The sequence below is a fragment of the Kribbella sp. NPDC000426 genome, assembly GCF_040300265.1.
Taxonomy (GTDB): domain Bacteria; phylum Actinomycetota; class Actinomycetes; order Propionibacteriales; family Kribbellaceae; genus Kribbella.
This window is the reverse complement of record NZ_JBEPDK010000001.1, coordinates 39,939-63,161: the sequence shown is the minus strand read 5'-3', so window position 1 is coordinate 63,161 and position 23,223 is coordinate 39,939. Positions and strand designations below refer to the sequence as shown.

Here is a 23,223-nt window from a genome sequence, read left to right as displayed (position 1 = left end):
GGCGCTTCTAAAGTCAAAATAAGTCTTCTTTAGAAGGGGTAGTAGACATGACGACTGACGTGCACAAGCCGCACAAGCCGAGCCGGGAGGCACTGTCCGATCCGGCGTACCAGGCCTTCCTGGTCCTGCGGACGGTCTTCACGGTGGCGCCGATCGTGTTCGGTCTCGACAAGTTCGCGAACCTGCTAACCGACTGGCCGGGCTATCTGGCCTCGTGGATCAACGACATCGTCCCCGGCTCGGCTCAGGACGCGATGCACATGGTGGGAGTGATCGAGATCGTCGCGGGCGTCGCGGTCGCCGTGATACCTCGCTACGGAGCGCTGGTGGTGGCGGCCTGGCTGGCGGGCATCATCCTGAACCTGCTGACGATTCCTGGCTTCTACGACGTCGCGCTGCGCGACTTCGGGCTCCTGGTCGGCGCGGTCGCCCTGGCCCGCCTCGCGGTCAAGTACGCGCCGGCACGGCACACCTCATGAGCGACCAACCCACCTACGTCATCGTCGGCGCGAGCCTTGCCGGAGCGACTGCGGCTCACACGCTGCGGGAAGAGGGTTTCAGTGGCCGCATCGTGCTGATCGGCGACGAGACGGACCTCCCGTACGAGCGGCCGCCGTTGTCGAAGGGCTATCTGCTGGGCACCGATGAGCGAGCGAAGATCTACGTGCACGAGGAGTCCTGGTACGCCGAACACTCGGTGGAGCTGGTGCTCGGCCGGCGCGTCACCTCGCTGGACCGACCCACCCACCAGGTGGGGCTTGATACCGGCGAACGGATCGGCTACGCGAAGTTGCTGTTGGCAACAGGTGCGTCCCCTCGACGCCTTCGGGTGCCGGGCGCGGAGCTCGAGGGTGTGCACTACCTTCGACGGGTAGCCGATTCCGACCGGTTGCGTGAGACGATCCGGGCCGGCGGCCGGATCGTCGTCGTTGGCGGCGGCTGGATCGGTCTGGAGACGGCCGCCGCGGCCCGTGAGTTCGGTTGCGATGTGACCGTGATCGATCCGCAGCGGGAACCTCTCCGCGCGGCCCTGGGGAGTGAGATGGGGGCGTTCTTCGCCGGGCTGCACCTGCGCCACGGCGTCGATCTGCAGCTGAGTGCGGCCATAACCGAGTTGCTGGGCACGGGCCACGTGAGCGGCGTTCGGACCCGGGACGGCAGCGAGTTCGCGGCCGACGCGGTCATCGTGGGGATCGGCGCGACGCCGAACGTGGAGCTCGCGGAGCAGGCAGTGTTGAGCTGCGACAACGGGATCGTCGTCGACGAGAGTTTGTGCACACAGGACCCCGATGTCTACGCGGTGGGCGATGTCGCGAACTCGTACCGTCCCTTCTACGGCCGGCACTTGCGAAGCGAGCACTGGGCCAATGCCTTGCACGGTGCAGCAGTTGCGGCCCGGGCGATGCTTGGTCAGCGCGTTGCCGACGACAAGCTTCCCTACTTCTTCACCGACCAGTACGACGTCGGGATGGAGTTCTGCGGCTGGTTCGAGCCGGACGGGTACGACCGTCTCGTCACCCGCGGCGATGTCGCCGGGCGAGCCTTCCACGCGTTCTGGCTGGCCGACGACCGGGTCGTGGCGGGGATGCACGTAAACGTGTGGGACGAAGGGATCACGCCCGTCGAGGAACTGATCCGTAGCCGGCATCCAGTGGATCCGGTGAGGCTCGCGGACCCGTCGGTCCCCTTGGCCGCACATGCCATGGTCTAGTGATCGAACAACACCGTGACCAGTCCTGCGAGAGCCGCAGCCAGGGCCAGGTGCACCAGCACCAGTCCCCAAGGAAGCCCGGTGAAGTACTGAGTGAACCCGACCGCGCCCTGGGCGAGTTCGGTCGCCAGCATCAGGACAGCCAACCGCCGGACTGTTCGGGTGGTCTTCGTCGACCAGGCGACGACTACCAGCGCAACTGTCGCACCGAACAACACACACACCGCGTCGGCGTGGAGTTGACTGATTGCCGTTTCGTCGAAGCCGTTCCGTCCTGAGCCGGGGTCGCCGGCGTGTGGCCCAGCGCCGGTGACCATGGTGCCCAAGAGGAATACCAGCCAAGCCGCGATCAGACACAGTGCGGCCAGCGCCCGCACTGCAGGCGGCAGGTGTGACTCAGCCGAGGGGCCTGCCCGGCGCGCTAGCGTCGCGGTCAGGCTCACCATCACCAGCGAGATCAGGAAGTGCGTCGACACGATCCACGGATTCAGCCCGGTGAGGACGCTGATTCCGCCGACCGCAGCTTGCAACGGCACACCGAGTAGGGCGAACGTGGCCAACCTGCGCAGGTCCGTACGCCGAGGCCGATGCGACATCACGACGAGCCACGTAACGACCGCGACGGCGACGACCACGATGGTCACCATCCGGTTCCCGAACTCGATCGCCGCATGGACTCCCATCGCGCTGTGTGGGGTGTACGACGCGTCGGTGCATCGCGGCCAGGTCGGGCATCCGAGTCCAGAGCCGGTGAGCCGCACGAGGCCACCTGTCGTCGCGATTGCGACATTGGCTGCAACTGATGCCCAGGCCCAGGCGCGCACCGCGCCGACTTCGGGCCTGGGCCAACGACGGAAGCCACGACTGCCAGCATCAAGTTCGAATCACACAGCCACGAGAAGGCTGACTCCGAGCGCGGCCAACGCGAGAACCTTGCCTGCCTCGAGACCGACGTAGTACACATGCATGCTCGAGCGGGAGTGGTGCTGACCGGCGAGGACACGGTCGGTACGCCGGTTGAGCCGAGGCCGGATCGCAATGAGCTGGCCGGCCAGAATCACCACGCTCGCTGCCGTAAGACCCGCGACGGAGGCGGAAGGTCGCGCCATGACGACCGATGCGAGCGCGATCAGCGCCAACACGATCTCGACGCGGTTGAGGGCCCGGAAGACGATGCGCCCGATACCCAGCCCGACAGGGATGTCGACGCCTGGAGCGCGGAATTTGAGTGGCGTCTCCAGGAAGGAGATCGCGAGCACCATGCCGAGCCAGATGAAGACGGCGGCGGTCGCGACGGCGGCTGGTGCGGCGTTCAAGGTGCTCCTTCTGGATTCATACGGTCACGAATGGGTGGTTGCCTCCGGCAACCTACGCGGCCGGCCAGCCGGTGATTCGCGCGACGAACTCCGGGGGTGAGGCAACGATCATCATGACGGCCGGTTCGGTTCCCGGGTTGGCCAGACTGACGCGCTCACCGGTGGCGATGTGGGCGACGGCGCCGGGGGCGAGTCTGTGCTCCTGTCCGCCTTGTCGCAGATCGATCGAGCCGGAGACATGCACCAGGACGATCTCGGACGGACCGTGGTCGTGTTCGGGCAGGCCGCCGCCGGGTGGAATCCATACCTGGACCATGGCGATCTTGTCGGAGGTCTCGGCGGCGACGAGCACCTCCATCGTCGGGCCTCCGCTGATAGGCGCCCGGCGCCGGGGGGTGCTGCCGATCCTGGTCAGGTACATCATGCGCTCCTGCGACGGGTGGGGGAGAGGTGGACGATGCACGCATCGGGCTCGGCGAACGGTTCCAGCCGCGTCGCGGCGATCGGTGCGCGGATCTCGCTGAGTGCCCCCCGCATCAGACCGAGATGCAGCGGACACAAGGTGGCGGAGTACTCCTCCGCGAGTTCGAGGAAGGGGCAATGCCGCAGTCTGATGCGCTCGGCCGGATCGCCGTCGGGGTCCGGCGCGAATCCCAGGTCGGTCATCATCGCGGTCAGCCGCTCGATGGCCTCGGCGGCGCCGGGCCGGCGAGGCGGCGGGACCTGTTCGACCAGGTAGCCGCCCCAGTTGCGGCCCGCAGCTTCGGCCGCGGCGCCGGCATCGGGATTCGTAGACAGCTGACCGAGCAGAATCTTGGCCAGCAACTGATACTGACGCCGCCCGCCTCGGTCCATCCCCGGATGTGGTGTGTGCACGGTGCGAGGGCGGCCCCGTCCGGTCGGCTCCTCGAGCCGGCGGTCGACGAGTCCTTCCGCTACGAGCGCGTCGAGGTGGAAGCGGACCGTGTTGGGATGGATGCCGAGTTGTTCGGCGAGCTCGGTGACGCCCAGCGCCGCATCGGAGCCTCGGAGAGCTTCGAGCAATGCGTGTCGGCGGGGCTGGTCACCGGTCGTCGGGTCAGTCCTGGTCATGGGGTCAGCTTGCCTGCTCCTGCGGCGGAAGCGCCGCAATGAGAGGATGGTCGCGGGCGATGGCGCCCACCTTGAAGGCGCCGCCTGGCGAGCCGAGCTCGTCGAAGAATCCCGCGTTCGCGGCCTGGTAGTCCTTCCACTGCCCAGGCAGATCGTCCTCGTAGAAGATGGCCTCGACCGGGCAGACCGGTTCACACGCACCGCAGTCGATGCACTCCTCGGGATGGATGTAGAGCGAGCGCCCGCCTTCGTAGATGCAGTCGACCGGGCACTCCTCGACGCAGGCCAGGTCCTTGACGTCGACACACGGTTGCGCAATCACGTAGGTCACAGCGAACTCCTCACCAGCGGCTTGTAATTACTACAAATATCACATGTAATAATCATTGAAAACAGCGACGTGAGGAGTGACACCATGCCGGCTGAGGAGATCTTCATCCAGGCGACGGACACCGACCCGGCGGTCATCGCGCGAGCGGCGATGCGCGAGGCCCATCGGCGATTGCGAGACCGCCTGGCCGAGCTGACGCAGGCCGCAGCCGGGCAGCGGCCGGTCGCGGACCTTGTTGACTTCTGTCGTCACGAGCTGCGCGACCACCTGGTGGTCGCCGAGCGCGACCTGTACGCGCCGGCGTCCAGGGTTGCCGAGACACGTCTGCTGGCGGACGCTCTCCGCGTCGGCAATGCGGTGCTCAACCACCAGATCAACGACCTGGCTGTCGCCACCGCGAGCGAAGCGGTCCGGATCGCCACGATGATCGCGGGAGCACTTGATCTCTACCTTCGGATCGAGGAATCGGCGGCTCCCGTCCTCGCCGATCTGGCCGGCATCGATCCCTCGCTGGTGGAGGCCGATCAGCAGGGCGTCGTCGATGTCCGGCAGATCGCACGCGGTGGACGTCATCCGCGGGTCTTCGCCCGGTACGCGCGGCTGGCGCCCGGTGAAACCTTTATTCTGATCAACAGTCACGACCCGAAGCCACTGCGTCGGGAATTCGAGTCGGTGTACCCCGGCGCCTACAGCTGGGACTATCTGCAAGCCGGTCCCGAGGAGTGGCGGGTCCGCATCGGCCGGGTCACGGCAGATGCCTGACGGCTCAGGGCCTGATGCTGCCCAAGCTGTCGGTCTCACGGCGGAGCAGTCCAGGGTTCGCGTCCTGGCCGATGTACATGAACTCGTCGACGAGTCGCCCGTGCCGTCCGGTGCCCGGTGGACCCTCGCCGAGCCGGGGCGCCAGCTCGATGCGAACCTCATCCACTTACGCGCCGGTCATCGCGTGGACACCCACACCGAACCGGATCTCGACGTAGTACTCGTCGTCGTCGCTGGTGGCGGCATTGTTGGTACGCCCGATGGAGAGCAGGCGCTTGCCGACGGCAACGTAGTTTGGTTGCCCCGAGGCTCGACCCGCAACCTCACCGCCGGCGACAACGGCCTGTCTTACTTGACGGTGCATCGTCGCCGGCCTGGCCTGCAGATCGGGAGGCGGCCAGGTCGGTAGCCCGCCGAGCTACCAGAAAGCATCAGCGGGTCTCATTCAGCACCCGGGCCAGGACCGTCGCCTGGCTGTGGTCCACGTCCCGGGTCGCCGTCACCAAGGGCCAGCTCGATGCGAACCTCATCCACTCACGCGCCGGTCATCGCGTGGACACCCACACCGAACCGGATCTCGACGTAGTACTCGTCGTCGTCGCTGGTGGCGGCATTGTTGGTACACCCGACAACGAGCAGACGCTTGCCGACGGCAACGTAGTTTGGTTGCCCCGGGGCTCGACCCGCAACCTCACCGCCGGCGACAACGGCATGTCCTACCTGACGGTGCACCGTCGCCGGCCTGGCCTGCAGATCGGGAGGCGGCCAGGTCAGTAGCCCGTTGAGCTACAGAAGCATCAACGGGCCTCGTTCAGCACCCGGGCCAGAACCGTTGCCTGGCTATGGTCCACGTCTCTGGTCGCCGTCACCAAGACCAGGTCGTCGCGTGCTGCCAGCGTGCGTAGTTGCTCCAGCGCGGTCCGGCCGGCCTGCGTTGCCAGCTCGTCGCGATAGCGCTTCTCGAACTGCGCGAACTTCTCCGGGACGTGGCCGTACCACTTGCGCAGTTCGGTGGACGGCGCAACGTCTTTGGCCCACAAGTCGATGGCGGCTGCTTCCTTGCGGATCCCCCGCGGCCACACGCGATCGACCAGCACCCGGATGCCGTCGCCGGCCGCGGGCCGGTCGTAGATCCTGCGGACGTGCACATCGTGGCGGCGTGTCATGCGACACCGTCCGCGGTTTCGCCCCAGTCTGGTACTGCGAGGGCCGTGCCCAGGCTCCGGAGCTCGTCGCGGTGGAGTGCGCTCAGCCGCGCCAACGCGCGCTCGCCGTGCTTCGTCAGCTGAACCCGGACCAGCCTGGCGTCCGTCGGATCCGGTGCCCTGGTCACGAGGTCCTGCAGCTGGACCCGGCTGACCAGTTCGCCGACGCTGTGATGGCGGAGCTGAAGGCGGTCGGCCAGTTCGCTCACCGTCGCCCATTCGCGGCCTGGAAATCCCTTCAACGCCAGTAACAACTGGTACTGCTGCGGTGTCATTCCATGACTGCGGACAGCCTGCTCGCTGAAGCGAAGATACCGGCGGATGCCGAAACGGAAGCGCGCCAGCGCCTCGAAATCCGCCTTGGTCAACGGCTCCGCGGCTTGCTTGTCGCGCATCGTGTCAGACGGCATGTGATCACGTCCTCGATGGTTCCACCGGGAGAGCCCGGTTCTGCTCCAAGTGTATCGCGTTACGACATACCTGCTGGCGCTGCACCGTTGCCGGTTCCCGGCAATCAACAAGCTGTGACCTTCGCCGATTGCGCCAATACCCGGCACCGCGGCGTACGGGCAGTGTCGGAGGTACCCGATCAAGCCTCCGGGAGCGTGCCATGCAATCACTCATCGCCACACGGAGCGAGTTGCTCGACCGCCGGCGGCGGGCGGTATTCGTCGCTCAGGGCCGCGACCTGCTCAAGGACAAGCGGACGGCGCTGGTCCGCGAGTTCCGCAACCACCAGACCGAGCTCCTGGACGGACTCGAGCGGCTCCGAGCCCTCGCAGCCCGGGCCCGGCACGTCCTCGACGAAGCCACCGCGGTGTGCGGGCCGGAGGCACTTACGTCCGGAGCCCTGGCCGCCGCGACAGGGATCGGAGCGGAGTTGCGTTCCCGGACCGTCGCGGGTGTTCACGTTTTCGATCTTCGCCATGACGCGGTACGACGCAACGCCGCAACCCGCGGGTGGGCGCCGGCGCTGGCCTCGTCTCATCTTGACGCCGTCGCGCTGGCATACGAGGAACAACTGGAGTGGCTGCTGGATCTGTGCGCGGTCGAGTTGAGCGTACGCCGGCTGGCCACCGAGATCGCGCGGACCACCACGCAGATCAACGCCTTGGACAACATCGTGCTCCCGCAACTGCATGACGAGGCGCGCCAGATCGCTCTCATCCTGGACGAGCGCGAACGCGAGGAACACGCCCGGCTCCGGCGAGCTCGCACCCGCCGCGCCTCCCGCGATGCGAGCTCCGACGGGGCCAGCCGCGTTCGGAGCGCGGCATGAGCCGGGTAGATGACGACAGTGGAACGGTAGATCCGGCGACTTCGCACGAGTTGGTGCGGGAGCTCGAGAAGTCGATCGCCGCCCGGCTTGCCGCGGCGGATCAGGCCCGCGATGAGGTGGCACTAGCTCAAGTGCAGGCGGAGCACCTCATCGCCGAGGCCGAAGCGCAGGCGGCGGAGGAGGCGCGGCAACGGACAACCGCGATCTTGTCCGCCGCCCGCGCCGAGGCCGCCCGGTTGACCCAGGCCGGCTACCACCGCGCAGCCGACCTGACCGCCGCCACTGCCAGGCGTCGCGACCGGGACGTCGCGACCGTCGTCGCCGCGGTCCTGCCCCGGACGAACATGGTGCAGGAGGTGGACGACTCATGAGGGTCCCACTCACGCAACTCGAGGTCGTCGGGCTTCGGCCGCGCCTGGACGACGCGCTGGCTGCGCTGCAAGAACTGCGACTGGCGGAGGTCGTGACGATCGTCGATCCTGGTGAGGCCCCGCCAGACCTCGCCGAGCTCATCGCTCGGACAGACGCAGTGCTCGGGCTCGTCGACCAGTACTTGTCCGCTCCGTCGCCGGGCCACACTGTGCTGAGCGATGCTGAGCTGCGCAGTACCCTCGCCCGCCTCGAGCCTGAGATCACAACGTTGCTGGCCACGGAAGAGGGGCTCCGCGGCGAGGCGGAATCGTTGCCTCGCTCCATCGATGCCTTGGACGCTCTGCAGCCGCTCGTACCGGAACTCGGCCAGCTGGACGACAGGCAGCTGGCAAACCTGGGCTTAGCCAGTATGGCGTTGGTCCTGGACGACCCGGACCTGCGGATCGTCCCTGCCCTGACGCGGCAACTTGCCGACCTGCTCGGTCGGGGCCACCTGCTGGTCACCTCCACGCCGGCACCTGGCAGCCCGGTCGGCTGTTTGCTGGTACTTCGTCGCCGCGACCTGCCTGCCGTCGACGCTCTGCTCGGCACGGAACGCATCGTCGAGGTCGGTATCCCGGCGGCGTACGCCGGTAGGTCATTGCGCGCGACTGTCGAGGCGATGCGGGAACGCCTCGTCGCAGTGCCTGGCGAGCGCGAGCGTCTACAGGACCGATTGGCAGCCACGGTCGCACCAGTCGCAGGGACTCTGCAACCCACTGCCGTCGCACTGCGAGCTCGCGCCGAACGAGCCGTGGCGGCAACGCAGGCTGATGTGTCCGCGCGGACGTTCGTACTTCGGCTCTGGGTCCCGACCAAAGAGACCGCGCGGATCGAGCAGACGCTGGCCGACCGACTCGGCCGGGCGGTCGCCGTCGAGCGCCTGGACAGCGGTGTCCAGGCCGAGGACCAGCCGGTACTGCTCCGGAACCGACCAGGCTGGCGGCCGTTCCAGCAGCTCGTCGGCCTGTTGTCCTGGCCGGCCCGTGGTGACCTGGACCCAACCGGGCTGACGGCGCTGGTTCTCCCGCTGTTCTTCGGCGTGATGGTCGGCGACCTGGTCTATGGCGCGATCCTGCTGGTTGCCGGGTGGTGGCTGAAATCGCGCCGGCCCAGGCAGGGCATTATCGGCGAAGTAGGCAAGGTGATGACTCTCGGCGGTGCCTGGGCTGTCGTCTTCGGGCTGTTGTACGGCGAAGCTCTCGGCAGCTTGGGCCACCGGCTCGGCTTGCCGGCGCTGTGGTTCTACCGAGGTGGTCCGACCGCGCTCGAGCCGCTGTTGCTGTTCGCCTTGGCGATCGGCCTGGTCCATGTCGTCCTCGGGTTGCTGCTGGGTATCTGGACAGCCGCGCGCGGACACCACCGCCGACCACTTGCCTCGAAGGTGGGGACACTACTCGTGCTGGCCGGGTTGTTCGGGCTGGCAGGCGTCGCCGCCGCGGAGTTCCCCGCACAGGTGCTGACGCCTGCCGTCGCGGCGCTGGTCGTCGGCGTCGTCGTGGCCTGCGTGTCCCAGGGTGCGCTCGGCGTCCTGCTGGGCCCGCTCGACCTACTCGGTGCCCTCGGCAACGTTCTGTCCTACCTGCGACTCGCCGCGGTCGGTCTCGCTTCGACATACCTCGCCGAGGTCGCCAACCAGTTGGGCGCCCGGGGCCCGCTGCTTCTCGGAGTCCTCGTCGCCACGTTGTTCCATGCGCTGAATCTCGCCCTGGCGGCGTTCAGCCCGACCATCCAGGCACTCCGGCTGCACTACGTCGAATTCTTCGGACAGTTCTACGAAGGCGGCGGGCGACTCTTCGCGCCCCTCGGAGGTTCCGTCGCTCCGGGGCCCGAGAACCTCACTGCGCTGCCGGTCCCTGCCACCACTTCACCCGAGCCGGTTCCGGCCGTTCAACACTGAAAGGACACACATCATGGAACTCGGACTGATTGCCCTCGGCGCCGGTCTCGCTGTCGGACTCGCCGCCCTGGCCACCGGATACGCTCAGGCACGGATCGGGGCCGCAGCCATGGGCGCGGTGGCCGAGAAGCCTGAACTGACCGGCCGCGCGATCCTGCTGGTGGCGATCCCGGAGACGCTCGTCATCCTCGGGTTCGCCGTCGCCGCGATGATCATCCTGCTGCTCGGCGGCAAGTGATGGCACTGCGCGACCTGCTCACCGCACTGGAAGAGGAAGGCGCGGCCGAGCACGAGGAGGCTCAGCGAGACAGGCGCCGGCAAGCGGCTCAGCTCATCGCCGCTGCACAGGAGCGAGCCGCTGGGATCCACCAGGGCGTCGTGACAGCAGCCGAAGCCGCTGCACACGAGGAGGCACAGGAGCTGTTGATCGCCGCGCGGTTCACGGCGCGTCGGTCCGTTCGAACGGCGCGGGACAAGGCTTTGGAAGCTGTCTACACCGACGTGCGCGAGCAATTGCTCGCGCTGCCGGGCAGCGTGGAAGGCCAGAGACTGGCGGCAGCTTGCGCGGAGGAAGCCGTCACGGCGATGCCGAAGGCCACCAGTGTTCATGTCCACCCAGCCGACGCAGCGGCGCTCGGAACCGAAGGAACGGTCCCGATCGTTGCCGACCTCGAAGACGGTGGCGTCATCGCCGAAGACGACCAGGGCCGCTACATCGACAACACCTACCTCACTCGGCTGGCGAACACCTGGCCGCAGCTCCGGGCCGAACTGAGCCGCGATTGGGACGAGGACTCATGACACCCCGACCCGACTTCATCGCCGGCAACACGCGACTGCGGGCGCGGCTACCCGCGCTGCTCGGTCCCGCCGAGTACGACCAGCTCGCCGGCCTCTCCCGCGAGACGGTTGTCGAACGCCTCGCAGCGTCGACGTACCGGCCGTACCTCAACCGCGACCACCCAGGCGAACGGCAACTCCTGGACGCGGTCGGGCGCCGACAGCGTGACCTGCTGCGCGGAGTACGCGGGCTGTACGGCGGGATTGCCGGCATCGCCGTCGCGGTATTGCTGGCCCGGCACGACTTGCAAGACGCACTGGCGCTGATGCGCGGCGCGCGCACCGGACAGGCCGCCTCCGTTCGGCTTACCGCCGTGATGGGTGTCGGCGCGATCGACCAGGCGACCGCTGCCGATATCGCCGCAGCGCCTGATGGCGCAGCCGCGGTCCTGCGGTTGACGTCGAATCAGCTCCCGGACACGCTGACTGCCCGGGTGCTGCCGACAGCCTGGGAGCAGTACGAGTTGCACGGTGACCCCGACGAGTTCGAGACCGCGGTCGCGAGCGCTGCGATCGACGGCTGGCTCGACCGGCTGGAATGGGTCGGCCGGCCGGCCCGGCCCGTTCTGGACCTGATTCTGGCCGAGTGCGACCGGGCCAACCTGCTCGCCGTACTGCGCGACCCGGCGGCCGAGCCGCCGCGACTTCTCCCTGCGGGCCTGGTTGCCGAATCGGCGCTGATGGCTGCCCGGCAAGGAGATCCGCAGGCGGCAGTGGCAACCCGTCCCGAATGGCGGGGCCCGCTTGAACGGCACCTTCGGGACAAGGACCACGCTGTGCTCGAAGGGGAGCTGGACGTCGCCGTCTGGCGCCAGGCCGTGCGAGGGCTGCGACGCGGCGATCCTCTCGGTGCGGACATTCCCGTCGGCTACGTGCTGGCCGCCGAATGCGAGGCGCGGGCCGTCCGGCTGCTGCTCACCGGCCTCGGCCCGGCGTACCACGTCCGAGATCTGCTCGTCCCATGAGTGACACCGATCGGAAGGACCCAACCGTGACCGACGCACTTGTCATCGCCACCCCCATGACCGCCATCGGGTTTCTCCTGGCCGGCGCGCGGACGATCACTGCCGTCAACGCCGACGAGACCGTTGCCGCGGTCACCGAAGCGATCGCGGATGGCCGGGCCGCGGTCGTCGCGGTTCACGGCGCGCTTTGGTCGGCGGTCGGAGGACAGGTTCGCGCCGGCTGGGCCAAGCAGGCCAGGCCGCTCATCCTGAGCCTCCCCGACGAGGACGGCGATGTCTCCGCAGCCAAGGACGCGGCGCTCCGCGACCTGCTGGCCCTTGCGGTCGGCTACCAGATCACCTTCACGCCGAGCGGAGGTACCACGTGACCACAATCATCGACACCGGAAGGGTGGCGCGGGTCTCCGGTCCGGTGATCAGTGCGACCGGGCTGCCCCGAGCCCGCCTGTTCGACGTGGTGCGGGTCGGCGCCGAACGACTGCTGGGCGAGGTCATCAAGATCGACGGCGAAGTCGTAGTCACGCAGGTCTTCGAAGACACCACCGGCCTACGTGTCGGCGAACCGGTCGAGGCGACCGGCGAACCGCTGTACGCCGAACTCGGCCCAGGACTCCTGGGCTCGATCCTCGACGGCACCCAACGACCGCTGCAGAACCTCAGCACGAGCGGCGACCTGTATATCGCCAAGGGCGCCGACCCGCCACGCCTGGACCGCGATCTTCGCTGGGACTTCCGGCCCGTGGTCGAGCCCGGCGACCGGGTCGGACCTGGTGACATCCTCGGAACGGTCTCCGAGGGACGCGCGATCGAGCACCGCATCCTTGTACCCGAAGGCATCAACGGGGTGGTCACCGCGGCCCGTCCCGGGCCGGCCACTGTTCTCGATCATGTCGTCGACGTCGACGGACAGCCGGTGGCGATGATGCGACGGTGGCCATTACGTCGTGCCCGCCCGGTCGCGAACCGGCTGCCGCTCACCGTGCCGCTGATCACCGGTCAGCGCGTCCTCGACCTGCTCTTCCCGGTCGCCCGCGGCGGAAGCGCCATCATCCCAGGCGGCTTCGGGACCGGAAAAACCGTGCTGGAACAGGCGTTGGCGAAGTTGTCGACCGCCGACATCGTCATCTACGTCGGCTGCGGCGAGCGCGGCAACGAACTGACCGAAGTACTGGAGGAGTTCCCCGATCTGACCGATCCGCGCAGCGGCGCTCCACTGATGGAACGCACCGTGCTGATCGCGAACACGTCCAACATGCCGGTCGCGGCCCGCGAAGCCAGCATCTACAGCGGAATCACTATCGCGGAGTACTACCGCGACCAGGGGTACGACGTCGCCATGATGGCCGACTCCACCAGCCGGTGGGGCGAGGCGCTGCGTGAGGTGTCGAGCCGGCTGGAGGAGATGCCCGCCGAGGACGGATACCCCGCCTACCTGGCCACGCGATTGGCCGGGTTCTACGAGCGCGCCGGCGCGGTCCGATGTCTCGGTACGCCAGAGCGCACGGGGTCGGTGACGATCGTCGGCGCCGTCTCACCGGCCGGCGGCGATTTCTCCGAGCCCATCACCCAGAACAGCCTCCGGCTCGCGGGTTGCTTCTGGGCACTCGATACCGCATTGTCCCGGCAACGTCACTTCCCGGCCGTGAACTGGCTGCGCAGTTTCTCGCAGTACAGCCTCGACGAATGGTTCGACCGGGAGATCGGTCCGGACTGGTCGCCGTTGCGGGGCTGGGCGGCGTCGACCCTGCAGGACGAAGGCGCACTGCAGGAGGTCGTATCGTTGCTCGGCGTCGAAGCGCTGGCCGCCGAGCAACGGATCACGCTGCGGATCGGGCAAGCCTTGCGAGAAGACCTGCTCCAACAGTCCTCGTTCGACGACCTCGACGCATCCTGTCCGCCGGCGCGGCTGGCGGCGATGCTGCGCGTCGTCCACCAGGCCGGCGCCGCCATGACCTCAGCGCATCAGCGCGGCGTCGCGGTCACCGAGATCACCTCGGCGAGCGTGCTGACGAAGCTCGGCGCGATGCGCCGATGGCTCCCTGAGAACGTCGAAGACTCTGCGACCCGGTTGAGCCGGGAGATCGCTGATGAAATGAGCTCACTGTGACCACGACCCAAGCCCCCTATACCGTTGGGCACCGCACCGTGACCCGGGTGGCCGGGCCGCTCATCGTCGTGGACGGGATGGACGGCGTCGGCTACGGCGAACTGGTCGAGGTCGACACCGGCGATGGCTCGATCCGGGAAGGCCAGGTGCTCGAGCTCGACGAATCACTGGCCGTTGTCCAGGTCTTCGGCGGAACTGTAGGTATCGGACGCCGCGAAACCTCCGTACTCACCCGCGGCCGTGCCACCAGGACCGGTGTCGGCGCCGACTACTTCGGGCGCGTCCTCGACGGGGCCGGCAGGCCGCGCGACGACGGCCCACAACCCGTCCCGGACGAGTACCGCCATGTCAATGGTCTGCCGCTCAACCCGATCACCCGCGCGCACCCCGACCAGTTCATCGAAACCGGCGTCTCGGCGATCGACGGGCTCTGTACCCTCGTCCGAGGCCAGAAGCTGCCGATCTTCTCCGGCGCCGGATTGCCCGCGAACGGCCTCGCTGCACGGATCGCGGCGCAGGCGCGAGTGCCCGGCGACGACACCGAAGTCGTCGTCATCTTCGCGGCCATGGGAGTCACCCGCAGGGAGGCGGAGTTCTTCCGCACCGAATTCCTCACCGGTGGCGCCGCCGCGCGTAGCGTCCTCTTGCTCAACCTTGCCGACGATCCGACCATCGAGCGATTGCTGACGCCGCGGGTCGCGCTGACCATGGCCGAATACCTCGCCTTCGAACAGCGTCGGCACGTCCTGGTCGTGATGACCGACATGACGGCGTACTGCGAAGCGCTGCGCGAGATCTCCGCCGCCCGCGAGGAGATGCCGGGCCGCCGCGGTTACCCCGGGTACATGTACACCGACCTGGCCTCGCTGTACGAGCGGGCCGGCCGGGTCCGCGGCGGCACTGGGTCCCTTACCCAGTTGATGATCCTCACCATGCCCGATGACGACATCACCCACCCGATCCCCGACCTCACCGGCTACATCACCGAAGGCCAGATCGTGCTGTCGCGGGAGCTCGACCGGCAAGGCGTGCAACCGCCGATCGATGTACTGCCTTCGCTGTCGCGCCTCATGAACGCCGGCATCGGCTCCGGCAAGACCCGCGACGACCACCGTGCCCTGGCCGATCAGCTGTACGCCTGCTACGCACGCGGCCGCGAGGTCCGCCGGCTGATGTCGATCGTCGGCGAGAGCGGCCTACCTCCGGAAGACCGGCGCTATCTCACCTTCGCCGCGGCCTTTGAGCGCACATACCTCGACCAAGGCCCCGACCGCCGTACTTTGACCGACACACTCGAGGTGGGCTGGCAGCTGCTGTCGCCCTTCCAGGCAGCCGAGTTGAAGCGCGTCAGCGCTGAACTGCTGGCGCGTTACCACCGTGAGCCGACCGAGACGGCGACCGATGGTTGATGGACGTTCCGTTGCTTGTCTGGGCCCTGGCCGTCGTCGCGATTCTTTCCCTGCTCCTGTTCGACTTCCTCTTCCATGTGCGCACCGCGCATGATCCGTCCCTGGGCGAGGCCGCAATCTGGTCCGCCATCTACGTAGGCATCGCCGTCTTGTTCGGTGCCGGCGTCTGGCTCCTGGCGCGACACTGGGCAGCGAATACTTCGTCAGCTACATCACGGAGAAGGCGCTGTCGGTGGACAACCTCTTCGTGTTCGTCATCATCATGGCCAGTTTCAAAGTGCCGCGCGCCGACCAGCAGAAGGCCCTACTCTTCGGCATCGTCTTGTCTCTCCTCGCCCGCACCGCCTTCATCCTCCTGGGTGCTGCGCTCGTCAACTCCTATGCCTTCGTGTTTTACATCTTCGGGCTTGTCCTGCTGGTCACCGCCGGCCAGATGCTCAAACCCGGGACCGCGACGGCCCGCTCGGCGAACAACGTCGTCGTCCGCCTCGCCAAGAGGCTCCTGCGGAGCTCCGCAACCTACGACGGCGACAGGCTGTTCACCATCGACCAGGGTCGCCGGGTGATGACTCCGATGCTGCTGGTCATGGTGACCATCGGCGGCACCGACGTCCTGTTCGCGCTGGACTCCATCCCGGCGATCTTCGGGCTGACCCAAAGTGTCTTCATCGTGTTTACCGCCACCGCGTTCTCCCTGCTGGGGCTGCGGCAGCTCTATTTCCTCATCGACGGACTTCTGGACCGTCTCATCTACCTGTCCTATGGCCTCGCCGCGATCCTCGGCTTCATCGGGATCAAGCTCATCCTGCATGCGCTGCACGAGAACAACCTCCCCTTCGTCAACGGCGCCGAGCCCGTACATGTCCCCGAGATCAGTACGCGTCTGTCGTTGACCGTGATCGCCGGCCTCCTGATCGTTACCGTCATTACTTCGCTGGTCAGCGTCAAGGTCCCCGCCGTACAGGCCGAGCACCTCACCAACAATTCCCGCGGCAGTCATCACGACCCGAGCGCAGCGGGGGCGACCGCGTGGCCGGCGCGCGTACATCTCCCCGGGAACGGTGGGCACCTGAACGGTATGGCGAAGCGCCGTCTGTCACTGATTTCCGGGATTCTCGTCCTGGTCGCTCTGGTACTCGTCCTGCTCGCAGCAACGGTGACGAGCGGCGCGATCGATGGGTTCGAAATCGGTGTGGCTCTCGTCCTCTTGGTCGTCAGCTACCTTGTCCAGCGCGACGTACGACGGCGGACGACGTACGAGCGACGTCCCGATGACAAGCCACCTCCACCGATGTCATCCCCGTGAAGCAGGCGTGTATGCCTGCCGTTCGCCCTGCCGTGGCGTCTACTGATAATTGAGTTAGTGACGTCGTCACGTTGGAGGGGGCGATGGCGTGGGGTGTTGCAAACGACGCCCACGGGGTCGGCACGATGCCCCCTGCGCTCCGTCCGGTGACGTCAGATGCTCTGGTTGTGGGAAATGTTCCGCTGGCCGTGTTCGGCTTGGGCCCGACCGTGGTCGGCCTGCTTGTGCAGGGAGTAGGAACGTTCGTCTAGTGGCACTCCCTGACCGCAACAGCATGACGCTTGGAGCTGACGGATGACTGAGATGTCCTTGACGGAGCCGGAATCACGCGCGATCCAGCTGGTCGACCACTATCTGCAGGTCATCGAGGATGATTGGGGACCAGGAGCGCTTCCTTCGGCGGTTTACCAACATGCAGCCGGGCTGCGGGTTTTGCTGGTACACAACGAGTTGAGCCGGGCTTGGGGAAAGGTGTGGCCCGCTGGCGCCAGGCCTGGGCTCACCGTTGTCGCACCAGACCTGCGATCGCTCGTTCCGGAGCCAATGCTTCCCCAGGTCGTCTACGCACAATCGGCAGGTCTCGCGGTACCAGGTATGCACCTGTGGATGCCCGTCGCGCTGCGGAGGGCGCCGCAGGCCCCATCGGACGAACTTCCTGTCCCGGTCGCTGACGACGCAGAACGGATACCCGTCGGTCAATCTCTCGGGTTTGGCCTCAAAGGCGGCATTCTGTCCGGTCTTATCGACCAGAGCAAAGTCCCGTTGGCGCCAGCGAGTTGCTATCGGCGATACAAGCTCAAGCAGTTCATGGCATCGCCATGCATTGTCTCCGATGGCCGCTGGATCAGTCGCGAGAGACTCGTGAGCGACTTCGTCAATCAGTTCGGCGGCGCGCACCTGACCTGGAGTGACATTGACTCGAAGTACAGGGATCTAACCGACTCGGGGCGGTGGATGAGGATCCGCGGACGAAGCCCAGCGGTCTTCGAGCTGCTCTCGATCGGTCAGATCGTCGTCCGATCCGAGTCCGTCCGGCTGTTTCGTGAGAGGGTGCGGCAACTACGCCTCGAGCCCCTGCTCTGATCGGATCGCAGACTCGGGACGCGGTGGTGTCTGACCCGGTGCGGGTCGTGGATTGCACTATGCAATGCTTGCAGCGCGCAAGTTACGCAGATGTGGATGGCGAGGTCGATGTCTGATCCGAGTGCGATGCAGCCATTGGACTGGACGTCCTTCGTGGGTAGTTGGAGGCTTGTGCCGGGCTGGCTCGCGGTTGTCCTCTTGCTTGCGGTCGGGTACGGCGTTCTGCGGGTGCGCAGCCGAAGCCGGTCGACGGTTCACCCGTGGCGGGCGGGGTCCTTCGTTCTCGGGTGCGCACTGTTGTGGGTCTCCGTGGCTTCCGGGATCGGTCGCTATGCGATGGATCTCTTCTGGATGCACATGGTGCTCCATCTGCTGCTGATCATGGTCGTGCCGGCACTCCTCGTGCTCGGGCACCCGATCACCGTTGCGCTCGAGTCCCTTTCGCCGGGCCGGCAGTCCCGGGCGCGATCGCTGGTGGCCTCGCGCGCGGTCGGGGTCCTGGTTCATCCCGCGAGCGGCCTGGTCGTCTACACGGTGGTGATCGTCGGGACGCACCTGACCGGTTTCATGGACCAAATGGCGATGCATCCGTGGCTGATGCCGGCCGAGCAGGTCTTGTATGTCGTCTCCGGCTGCCTCTTGTTCCTGCCCCTTCTGGGGGAGGAACCGATCCGGTCGGACCTGGGGTACCTGCTGCGGCTGGTGCTGTTCCTGCTGGCGATGGTGCCGGACACTGTCGTCGGCATCGTCCTGCTGCAGGACACCGCGGATCCGTTCCCGATGATGGCGGAGCACCACCCGTCGTGGGCGCCGCCTGCCTTGTCCGACGTTCATACTGCCGGCGGACTCATGTGGGCCGTAGGGGACGGGCTGATGATGTTCGCTGCCGTCGGGCTGATGATCAGCGTTGTGACCTCGCCCAGCAAGCGTGAGCGAATGACGGGGCGTTGGCTGGACGCGGTACGGAGCAACGTGATTGCGACCGAGGTCGGTGCGGACCCCGCACGGCCCCTCGATCCAGACAGCGATGATGCGTACGCGGCTTACAACCGCATGCTCCAGCGGCTCGCTGCCGAACGGGGCAGCGACGGGGACAGGAGTCGGTAGTCTCGCCCGCGACGCCGGCGAGGTCTGACGGTTCACGTCCCTCGATCGAAGCGTGATTCCACCACTTTCATTTGGGGGATGCCGGCGACAGGCGCCCCTCAACGCCCGCCGCCCGGCATCCACTCGGCCCGAGTTCGCGCGTGGTCAGTTGGGCCTCGCATCGACGCTAGACAAGGACGTTTCTGGTCTCCAGCCGGCGGCCGCCGCTGTTGAGGAACGTCAACAACTCTCAACAAGCGCGTCAACGACCTGACAAGGACTAGCAAAGACCCGACTCGGCGCGGACCTGCAGTCACTTGGTCAGCCGTCGAGCGCTCTGAGACTCTTGTGGGCTTGTGCCAAGAGTGCCTGGCGGCCTGCGAGTTCCTTCTCCAGGTCGAGGACCCGGTCTGTTTCGCCGGCAGCGCGAGCCCTCGCCAGGTTTGCCTGGACCTTGTCCACGGCCTCTTGGAGCTCAACAGTCAGTTGCACGGCGCGTGCCAGCCGCGCCGGGTCGACGACGATACTCGCGTGCTGAGATGCGCCGACTGAGGACGTCGTACGTCTAGTTGCAGCGTTGGCGGCGAACCGATAGAGGTCTGCCGTGTCCGTACCACGCCGCTCTGGCGCGGGCAGGCCCCTGGCCCTAAGCCGTGTCCGCAACTCGGGGTAGATGTCTGAGAATGTGAGCCAGTCGGGCTTACCGGCGATACCCGCACGGACCAGGTCGCGGAACTCACCGGTGAAGGACGTGCACGCGTGCTCCTGTTCCGCAGGGGGCGGGACATGAGCGGCGTCGTTACTCCTTGCTGCAGTGAGGATGTAGGAGCCACGAATGTCGGCGAGGTCGGCGAGGGTGTGGCCGCCGTCTCCGCCGAGGGCTTCGATCGCTCGCCCGGCGAAGCAGCAATCCAGGATCGCGACGCGTACCCGAGCGCCGGAATTGAGGAAGGCGTGCCTGACGGTGTCCCACCTCAGCCCGCTGAGCTGCGGGTGTGCAGGGTGGGTCGAACTCACTGTGAGACAGAGATCCGCGCGGTCGGTGATCTTGCCGTGGCCGACGTAGTACAGCAGGAAGACGCCTGTCGTGTTCCTGGCGAGTTCGGTCAACTCTATGCCGAGATCGGATGCCGATCGTGGGTTGGAGATGACTGTGAGCTGGTCCCGGGACCAGCCGCACAGCGCCGGATCCCGGAGCATTGCTTCCATGGCTGCAAGGCTGTTCCGGGCTGAACGGATCGGCGTGAACTCGGCGTGGTCATACTCTGAAACACCGATCAGTACGGCACGAGAGCCGCCGTTGTGGTCAGCGCGCATCGCTGGAGCGGAGGATCTCTTCGAGGATTGGCCTCACATCGCGGGCGGTCTGAATTTCCAGCGTGACCGACCTGCGACCCGACTCGACGGTGATCTTTGCACTCGTCCGTCGCGTGTTCAGCCAGGCGATCAGCGATGACGCAAGGACTGTACCGGCGCCGCCCGCACCGAATGCCACGGTCAACAGGTCCGGTCCCGCTCCGAGCTCGGTGTCACCGATGGGAGCGGCTTCGATCCCGACTCGCCCGCGAAACTCGTCTTCGTTGCGCAGCCAATCGTGCAACGCGATCAGGTCATCGCTGCTTCCGTCCGTGATGCGAATCCGAGCGCCCATTCCCACCGTCCCTAACCTCAGTTGGAGCGAGACATTGTGCCAGTTGAGAGGCGCACGCCCGATTGAGAGGTCAGGGGCCCATGTTGTCCGCGACCTCATGCTTCGTCACGGCTGCCATGCCGGGTCCGCACAGCCCGCGTGGGCACCGCCCCACCGATGTTGTATCGGCCCGGCCGTTCCCGGTGGGGTAGTCGCCGTCGCAGGGGCCGCGACGTGCGCCTTGGTGGCCAACACTTGGGGCGTGCGCACGCGGCCGAGTGGGACCGGGCTGGCGCCCGAGTCGGAGTGCTCCAGTTCCTGCACCTTCGGTGCATCAGCCGCGCCCGCTACCGCGGCGTCTCGTACTGGGTCCCGAGTCCCGGCAACTTCGGTATCCGTTGCCTTGGTGGTTTCTGACGGCGTTGAGCGTTCGAGAAACCGGAGCAGCTCGACGGGGAAGGGCAGCACGAGGGTGGAGTTCTTTTCGGCAGCGACCTCGACGACCGTCTGAAGCAGGCGCAGCTGCAGTGCGGCTGGGTGTTGTGTCATGACCTCGGCGGCCTGGCCGAGTTTCTCCGACGCCTGCAGTTCGCCGTCCGCAGTGATGATGCGGGCCCGACGCTCGCGTTCGGCCTCGGCTTGGCGCGACATGGATCGCTTCATCGTCTCCGGCAGGGCGACGTCCTTGATCTCGACCCGTTCGATGTGCACACCCCAGTCGAGTGCTGGGCTGTCGATCATCAGCTCCATACCCTGGTTGAGGCGTTCGCGGTTGGACAGCAGGTCGTCCAGATCGCTCTTGCCGATGATCGAGCGAAGCGATGTCTGTGCGACCTGGCCGATGGCCGACACGTAGTCCTCGACATCGACTGCGGCTCGGACCGGGTCGATGACGTTGAAGTAGACGACTGCGTCGACGCGAACCGTCACGTTGTCGCGGGTGATGCCGTCCTGCGCGGGGACCGGCATCGTGATGATCTGCAGGTTGACCTTCTGTAGGCGATCCGCGATCGGCACCAGCAAGGCAAGACCGGGTGGCCGGATCGCCGGTTGTACCCGGCCGAACCGGAATACGACGCCTCTCTCGTACTGCCTGACCACGCGGATGCAGGCTGACGCTCCGATCAGGCCGACAGTGATCGCTATGAGCAGTAGATAGAAGATGATCATTTCTTTCTCCGTTGGGGCATCCGGGTCGGTGTCAGGAGCTGCGCCGTGCGGGCGCGTATTTGGTGGAGAGGCGGGCCAGTGCGAGAGCGGCTACGAGAAGGCCGAAGTCGCGCAGGGCGACGTCGTAGAAACCTGACAGCGTGAGCAGGTTGAGGATGATGCCCGCGAGCCAGGCGGCGACCAGCAGGGCGCCGTAGCGCGGGATCAGGGCGACGGCGATGCCGGCGACGATCTCGATAACCCCGATGACGTACATCGCGTCCTGGCCGGAGCCGGGGACGATGTCGTTGATCCATGGCGCGAGGTAGGAGGGCCAGTCGGTGAGCAAGTTGGCGAACTTGTCCAGGCCGAAGGCGATCGGGGCCACAGTGAAGACGGTTCGCAGGACCAGGAATGCCTGGTATGCCGGGTCGGACATCGTCTCCCGGCTTGGTTTGCGGGCGGTGTGCCCCTCAGTGCTCATGATCTGCTCCTTCCAGAGCGTCCACGTACTTCCATGCTCGTCCGGCGGCGACGGACTAACACGGCCTCTGGTCGGCCGACTTGGAACCCCTGTGGTTGCCGATGATCGGCAACATGTGGAACCGTCGGAACGTTGGCAGGTCCAACGAACCCCTGTGCGGGTGCGTCAAGGGCGAGGCGCGTCTTTCGTGGTCGTCGCGGTTCGGATCAGGGATGCGCGGCGTGGATCAATTCGGCTGCGAATCCCTGTCGCCATGAGGTGTAGCGAGGTGCCCAGTCGAGGACGCGCCGAGCGAGGACGTTGTCAGCGCCGCGCAACCGGGTCATCAAGGCGACACCCCAGGCGCCGGCGGTCAATCTGGCGAGGGCTACGGGTACATGTTTGGGTGGCGGAGCCGCTAGCACTTCGGCCAGGATGGGCAGCCACTCGCGCACCCGTGCAGGCTCGTCATCGACCACGTTCAGTGCGCCGCGCACTTGGCTGTGTAGCGCCACTGCGATGGCCGAGGCGGCGTCGGCGACGTGGGTGAAGGAGAATGTGCCGTCACCGGAGCCGATGATCGGCATCTTCCCGGCCTGTACCTGACGGACGAATGATCCATGTCTGCCATAGCTCGTGCCGTGACCGTAAAGCTGTCCGAGACGCAGTACCAGCCCATCTGCCTGCCTGGTGCGCTGTTCGAGCGACCGCAGGGCGGCCAGCACCGGGGCGAACTGGTGGGGTGGATTCCGCCATAACGGTGCGCCCTCGGTGGCCGGGACCCATGTGCTCGGCTCGTAGATGCAGGCCAGGCCTTCGGTGATGATGCATTTGGCGCCGGCCTGTTCTGCGGCGTACAGCAGATTTCGGGTGCCTTCGGTGCGGAGCCGGTTGGTCTGCGCGAAGTCGCGGCTCATGCGCCGCGGATTGATTCTAGCCGGAATCGCAGTGAGCAAGTGGACCACCGCATCGGGTGCAGCGTCCTTGACGACGCGGCTCAGCGCGCCGGCGTCCAGCGCATCGGCCTCGGCGACCACGGCTCCCAGCATCTCGACCTCGACAGCGGCGCTGTTCGAGCGGGCCAGCCCGATCACCTCATGGCCCTGGGAGATGAGCAGTGGCAGCAGCCGGCGCCCGATGACGCCGGTTGCCCCGGCTACGAAGACGCGCATGGTTTC

Annotated in this window: 30 protein-coding genes; 15 read left to right on the top strand and 15 right to left on the bottom strand. The window is 66.8% G+C overall.

The window, feature by feature from the left end; all coding sequences use genetic code 11:
* The first annotated feature begins 47 nt into the window (after positions 1-47).
* A complete protein-coding gene (locus ABT313_RS00320) occupies positions 48-479 on the top strand; it encodes a DoxX family membrane protein (RefSeq protein ID WP_350846996.1) in 432 nt (143 codons plus the stop codon).
* Positions 476-1,711, top strand: a complete 1,236-nt coding sequence (locus ABT313_RS00315; protein WP_350846993.1) for an NAD(P)/FAD-dependent oxidoreductase — start codon at positions 476-478, stop codon at positions 1,709-1,711. Before ABT313_RS00320 ends, ABT313_RS00315 begins: the two co-directional genes overlap by 4 nt.
* Here ABT313_RS00315 and ABT313_RS00310 read toward each other — a convergent pair.
* Genes ABT313_RS00310 through fdxA form a run of 5 tightly spaced genes read right to left on the bottom strand, consistent with a single transcriptional unit; the run spans position 1,708 to position 4,450 of the window.
* Positions 1,708-2,535 (bottom strand): COX15/CtaA family protein, encoded by an 828-nt coding sequence (locus ABT313_RS00310; RefSeq protein WP_350846990.1) that lies wholly within the window; start codon positions 2,533-2,535, stop codon positions 1,708-1,710. The two genes, ABT313_RS00315 and ABT313_RS00310, sit on opposite strands and share 4 nt — an antisense overlap.
* A gap of 60 nt (positions 2,536-2,595) precedes the next feature.
* Positions 2,596-3,027 (bottom strand): hypothetical protein, encoded by a 432-nt coding sequence (locus tag ABT313_RS00305; RefSeq protein WP_350846987.1) that lies wholly within the window; start codon positions 3,025-3,027, stop codon positions 2,596-2,598.
* A 52-nt stretch (positions 3,028-3,079) separates the two neighbouring features.
* On the bottom strand, positions 3,080-3,448 hold the full coding sequence (locus tag ABT313_RS00300) for a cupin domain-containing protein (RefSeq protein WP_350846984.1): 369 nt from the start codon (positions 3,446-3,448) through the stop codon (positions 3,080-3,082).
* Positions 3,448-4,119: a helix-turn-helix transcriptional regulator gene (locus ABT313_RS00295; RefSeq protein WP_350846981.1), complete on the bottom strand. Its 672-nt coding sequence runs from the start codon at positions 4,117-4,119 to the stop codon at positions 3,448-3,450. Before ABT313_RS00295 ends, ABT313_RS00300 begins: the two co-directional genes overlap by 1 nt.
* A 4-nt stretch (positions 4,120-4,123) precedes the next feature.
* The gene (fdxA, locus tag ABT313_RS00290; protein WP_350846977.1) at positions 4,124-4,450 is read right to left on the bottom strand and encodes a ferredoxin; all 327 of its coding nucleotides are present in this window, start codon (positions 4,448-4,450) and stop codon (positions 4,124-4,126) included.
* 84 nt (positions 4,451-4,534) lie between these two features.
* Between fdxA and ABT313_RS00285 the strand changes: the two genes are divergently transcribed.
* Positions 4,535-5,212 carry a DUF2249 domain-containing protein gene (locus ABT313_RS00285; protein WP_350846974.1) on the top strand — a complete coding sequence of 226 codons (678 nt, stop codon included), beginning with the start codon at positions 4,535-4,537 and terminating at the stop codon, positions 5,210-5,212.
* 4 nt (positions 5,213-5,216) lie between these two features.
* On the opposite strand, the gene ABT313_RS00280 is transcribed toward ABT313_RS00285, so the two are convergent.
* From ABT313_RS00280 to ABT313_RS00260, 5 genes are all read right to left on the bottom strand, one after another.
* Positions 5,217-5,378, bottom strand: a complete 162-nt coding sequence (locus ABT313_RS00280) for a hypothetical protein (RefSeq protein WP_350846971.1) — start codon at positions 5,376-5,378, stop codon at positions 5,217-5,219.
* Positions 5,379-5,576 carry a hypothetical protein gene (locus ABT313_RS00275; RefSeq protein ID WP_350846968.1) on the bottom strand — a complete coding sequence of 66 codons (198 nt, stop codon included), beginning with the start codon at positions 5,574-5,576 and terminating at the stop codon, positions 5,379-5,381.
* Between the two features lie 170 nt (positions 5,577-5,746).
* Complete coding sequence (locus ABT313_RS00270; protein WP_350846965.1) at positions 5,747-5,944, bottom strand: hypothetical protein; 198 nt, start codon at positions 5,942-5,944, stop codon at positions 5,747-5,749.
* Between the two features lie 65 nt (positions 5,945-6,009).
* On the bottom strand, positions 6,010-6,378 hold the full coding sequence (locus tag ABT313_RS00265; RefSeq protein WP_350846962.1) for a DUF488 domain-containing protein: 369 nt from the start codon (positions 6,376-6,378) through the stop codon (positions 6,010-6,012).
* Entirely contained in the window at positions 6,375-6,827 is a 453-nt protein-coding gene (locus tag ABT313_RS00260) for a MarR family winged helix-turn-helix transcriptional regulator (RefSeq protein ID WP_350846959.1), read from the bottom strand. The genes ABT313_RS00265 and ABT313_RS00260 overlap by 4 nt, the downstream gene beginning before the upstream one ends.
* Positions 6,828-7,027: 200 nt before the next feature.
* Between ABT313_RS00260 and ABT313_RS00255 the strand changes: the two genes are divergently transcribed.
* From ABT313_RS00255 to ABT313_RS00200, 12 genes are all read left to right on the top strand, one after another.
* Positions 7,028-7,696: a V-type ATP synthase subunit D gene (locus ABT313_RS00255; protein WP_350846957.1), complete on the top strand. Its 669-nt coding sequence runs from the start codon at positions 7,028-7,030 to the stop codon at positions 7,694-7,696.
* Positions 7,693-8,067: a hypothetical protein gene (locus ABT313_RS00250; protein WP_350846954.1), complete on the top strand. Its 375-nt coding sequence runs from the start codon at positions 7,693-7,695 to the stop codon at positions 8,065-8,067. Before ABT313_RS00255 ends, ABT313_RS00250 begins: the two co-directional genes overlap by 4 nt.
* Positions 8,064-10,007, top strand: coding sequence for a V-type ATP synthase subunit I (locus tag ABT313_RS00245; RefSeq protein WP_350846951.1), 1,944 nt, complete (start codon positions 8,064-8,066; stop codon positions 10,005-10,007). Before ABT313_RS00250 ends, ABT313_RS00245 begins: the two co-directional genes overlap by 4 nt.
* Before the next feature lie 13 nt (positions 10,008-10,020).
* Positions 10,021-10,245 (top strand): ATP synthase subunit C-like protein, encoded by a 225-nt coding sequence (locus tag ABT313_RS00240; RefSeq protein ID WP_350846947.1) that lies wholly within the window; start codon positions 10,021-10,023, stop codon positions 10,243-10,245.
* Positions 10,245-10,808 (top strand): hypothetical protein, encoded by a 564-nt coding sequence (locus ABT313_RS00235; protein WP_350846944.1) that lies wholly within the window; start codon positions 10,245-10,247, stop codon positions 10,806-10,808. The genes ABT313_RS00240 and ABT313_RS00235 overlap by 1 nt, the downstream gene beginning before the upstream one ends.
* Positions 10,805-11,812, top strand: a complete 1,008-nt coding sequence (locus ABT313_RS00230) for a V-type ATPase subunit (RefSeq protein WP_350846941.1) — start codon at positions 10,805-10,807, stop codon at positions 11,810-11,812. The genes ABT313_RS00235 and ABT313_RS00230 overlap by 4 nt, the downstream gene beginning before the upstream one ends.
* Before the next feature lie 26 nt (positions 11,813-11,838).
* A complete protein-coding gene (locus tag ABT313_RS00225; protein WP_350846938.1) occupies positions 11,839-12,180 on the top strand; it encodes a V-type ATP synthase subunit F in 342 nt (113 codons plus the stop codon).
* Positions 12,177-13,919 (top strand): V-type ATP synthase subunit A, encoded by a 1,743-nt coding sequence (locus tag ABT313_RS00220; RefSeq protein ID WP_350846935.1) that lies wholly within the window; start codon positions 12,177-12,179, stop codon positions 13,917-13,919. Before ABT313_RS00225 ends, ABT313_RS00220 begins: the two co-directional genes overlap by 4 nt.
* Positions 13,916-15,328, top strand: a complete 1,413-nt coding sequence (locus tag ABT313_RS00215; protein ID WP_350846932.1) for a V-type ATP synthase subunit B — start codon at positions 13,916-13,918, stop codon at positions 15,326-15,328. Before ABT313_RS00220 ends, ABT313_RS00215 begins: the two co-directional genes overlap by 4 nt.
* Before the next feature lie 232 nt (positions 15,329-15,560).
* Entirely contained in the window at positions 15,561-16,634 is a 1,074-nt protein-coding gene (locus ABT313_RS00210) for a TerC/Alx family metal homeostasis membrane protein (RefSeq protein ID WP_350846929.1), read from the top strand.
* Between the two features lie 294 nt (positions 16,635-16,928).
* The gene (locus ABT313_RS00205; protein WP_350846926.1) at positions 16,929-17,717 is read left to right on the top strand and encodes a hypothetical protein; all 789 of its coding nucleotides are present in this window, start codon (positions 16,929-16,931) and stop codon (positions 17,715-17,717) included.
* Between the two features lie 90 nt (positions 17,718-17,807).
* The gene (locus tag ABT313_RS00200) at positions 17,808-18,824 is read left to right on the top strand and encodes a cytochrome c oxidase assembly protein (RefSeq protein WP_350846923.1); all 1,017 of its coding nucleotides are present in this window, start codon (positions 17,808-17,810) and stop codon (positions 18,822-18,824) included.
* A 300-nt stretch (positions 18,825-19,124) separates the two neighbouring features.
* On the opposite strand, the gene ABT313_RS00195 is transcribed toward ABT313_RS00200, so the two are convergent.
* The 5 genes from ABT313_RS00195 to ABT313_RS00175 form a co-directional block, all read right to left on the bottom strand.
* Positions 19,125-20,120: a caspase family protein gene (locus ABT313_RS00195; protein WP_350846920.1), complete on the bottom strand. Its 996-nt coding sequence runs from the start codon at positions 20,118-20,120 to the stop codon at positions 19,125-19,127.
* A complete protein-coding gene (locus ABT313_RS00190; RefSeq protein WP_350846917.1) occupies positions 20,110-20,454 on the bottom strand; it encodes an effector-associated constant component EACC1 in 345 nt (114 codons plus the stop codon). The genes ABT313_RS00195 and ABT313_RS00190 overlap by 11 nt, the downstream gene beginning before the upstream one ends.
* Positions 20,455-20,559: 105 nt before the next feature.
* A complete protein-coding gene (locus ABT313_RS00185; protein WP_350846914.1) occupies positions 20,560-21,603 on the bottom strand; it encodes a slipin family protein in 1,044 nt (347 codons plus the stop codon).
* A 31-nt stretch (positions 21,604-21,634) separates the two neighbouring features.
* Positions 21,635-22,066: a DoxX family membrane protein gene (locus ABT313_RS00180; protein WP_350846911.1), complete on the bottom strand. Its 432-nt coding sequence runs from the start codon at positions 22,064-22,066 to the stop codon at positions 21,635-21,637.
* Between the two features lie 206 nt (positions 22,067-22,272).
* On the bottom strand, positions 22,273-23,217 hold the full coding sequence (locus tag ABT313_RS00175; protein WP_350846909.1) for an NAD-dependent epimerase/dehydratase family protein: 945 nt from the start codon (positions 23,215-23,217) through the stop codon (positions 22,273-22,275).
* Positions 23,218-23,223 lie beyond the last annotated feature (6 nt).

What these genes read in the sequence shown, in the direction of transcription:
- ABT313_RS00195 (WP_350846920.1), bottom strand. Translation starts at nt 20,120, where the DNA reads ATGCGCGCTGACCACAACGGCGGCTCTCGTGCCGTACTGATCGGTGTT.
- ABT313_RS00275 (WP_350846968.1), bottom strand. Translation starts at nt 5,576, where the DNA reads ATGCACCGTCAAGTAAGACAGGCCGTTGTCGCCGGCGGTGAGGTTGCG.
- ABT313_RS00255 (WP_350846957.1), top strand. Translation starts at nt 7,028, where the DNA reads ATGCAATCACTCATCGCCACACGGAGCGAGTTGCTCGACCGCCGGCGG.
- ABT313_RS00265 (WP_350846962.1), bottom strand. Translation starts at nt 6,378, where the DNA reads ATGACACGCCGCCACGATGTGCACGTCCGCAGGATCTACGACCGGCCC.
- ABT313_RS00240 (WP_350846947.1), top strand. Translation starts at nt 10,021, where the DNA reads ATGGAACTCGGACTGATTGCCCTCGGCGCCGGTCTCGCTGTCGGACTC.
- ABT313_RS00260 (WP_350846959.1), bottom strand. Translation starts at nt 6,827, where the DNA reads ATGCCGTCTGACACGATGCGCGACAAGCAAGCCGCGGAGCCGTTGACC.
- ABT313_RS00185 (WP_350846914.1), bottom strand. Translation starts at nt 21,603, where the DNA reads ATGATCATCTTCTATCTACTGCTCATAGCGATCACTGTCGGCCTGATC.
- ABT313_RS00180 (WP_350846911.1), bottom strand. Translation starts at nt 22,066, where the DNA reads ATGAGCACTGAGGGGCACACCGCCCGCAAACCAAGCCGGGAGACGATG.
- ABT313_RS00285 (WP_350846974.1), top strand. Translation starts at nt 4,535, where the DNA reads ATGCCGGCTGAGGAGATCTTCATCCAGGCGACGGACACCGACCCGGCG.
- ABT313_RS00235 (WP_350846944.1), top strand. Translation starts at nt 10,245, where the DNA reads ATGGCACTGCGCGACCTGCTCACCGCACTGGAAGAGGAAGGCGCGGCC.
- ABT313_RS00320 (WP_350846996.1), top strand. Translation starts at nt 48, where the DNA reads ATGACGACTGACGTGCACAAGCCGCACAAGCCGAGCCGGGAGGCACTG.
- ABT313_RS00295 (WP_350846981.1), bottom strand. Translation starts at nt 4,119, where the DNA reads ATGACCAGGACTGACCCGACGACCGGTGACCAGCCCCGCCGACACGCA.
- ABT313_RS00250 (WP_350846954.1), top strand. Translation starts at nt 7,693, where the DNA reads ATGAGCCGGGTAGATGACGACAGTGGAACGGTAGATCCGGCGACTTCG.
- ABT313_RS00200 (WP_350846923.1), top strand. Translation starts at nt 17,808, where the DNA reads ATGTGGATGGCGAGGTCGATGTCTGATCCGAGTGCGATGCAGCCATTG.
- ABT313_RS00190 (WP_350846917.1), bottom strand. Translation starts at nt 20,454, where the DNA reads ATGGGCGCTCGGATTCGCATCACGGACGGAAGCAGCGATGACCTGATC.
- ABT313_RS00300 (WP_350846984.1), bottom strand. Translation starts at nt 3,448, where the DNA reads ATGTACCTGACCAGGATCGGCAGCACCCCCCGGCGCCGGGCGCCTATC.
- ABT313_RS00245 (WP_350846951.1), top strand. Translation starts at nt 8,064, where the DNA reads ATGAGGGTCCCACTCACGCAACTCGAGGTCGTCGGGCTTCGGCCGCGC.
- ABT313_RS00230 (WP_350846941.1), top strand. Translation starts at nt 10,805, where the DNA reads ATGACACCCCGACCCGACTTCATCGCCGGCAACACGCGACTGCGGGCG.
- ABT313_RS00315 (WP_350846993.1), top strand. Translation starts at nt 476, where the DNA reads ATGAGCGACCAACCCACCTACGTCATCGTCGGCGCGAGCCTTGCCGGA.
- ABT313_RS00205 (WP_350846926.1), top strand. Translation starts at nt 16,929, where the DNA reads ATGACTGAGATGTCCTTGACGGAGCCGGAATCACGCGCGATCCAGCTG.
- ABT313_RS00175 (WP_350846909.1), bottom strand. Translation starts at nt 23,217, where the DNA reads ATGCGCGTCTTCGTAGCCGGGGCAACCGGCGTCATCGGGCGCCGGCTG.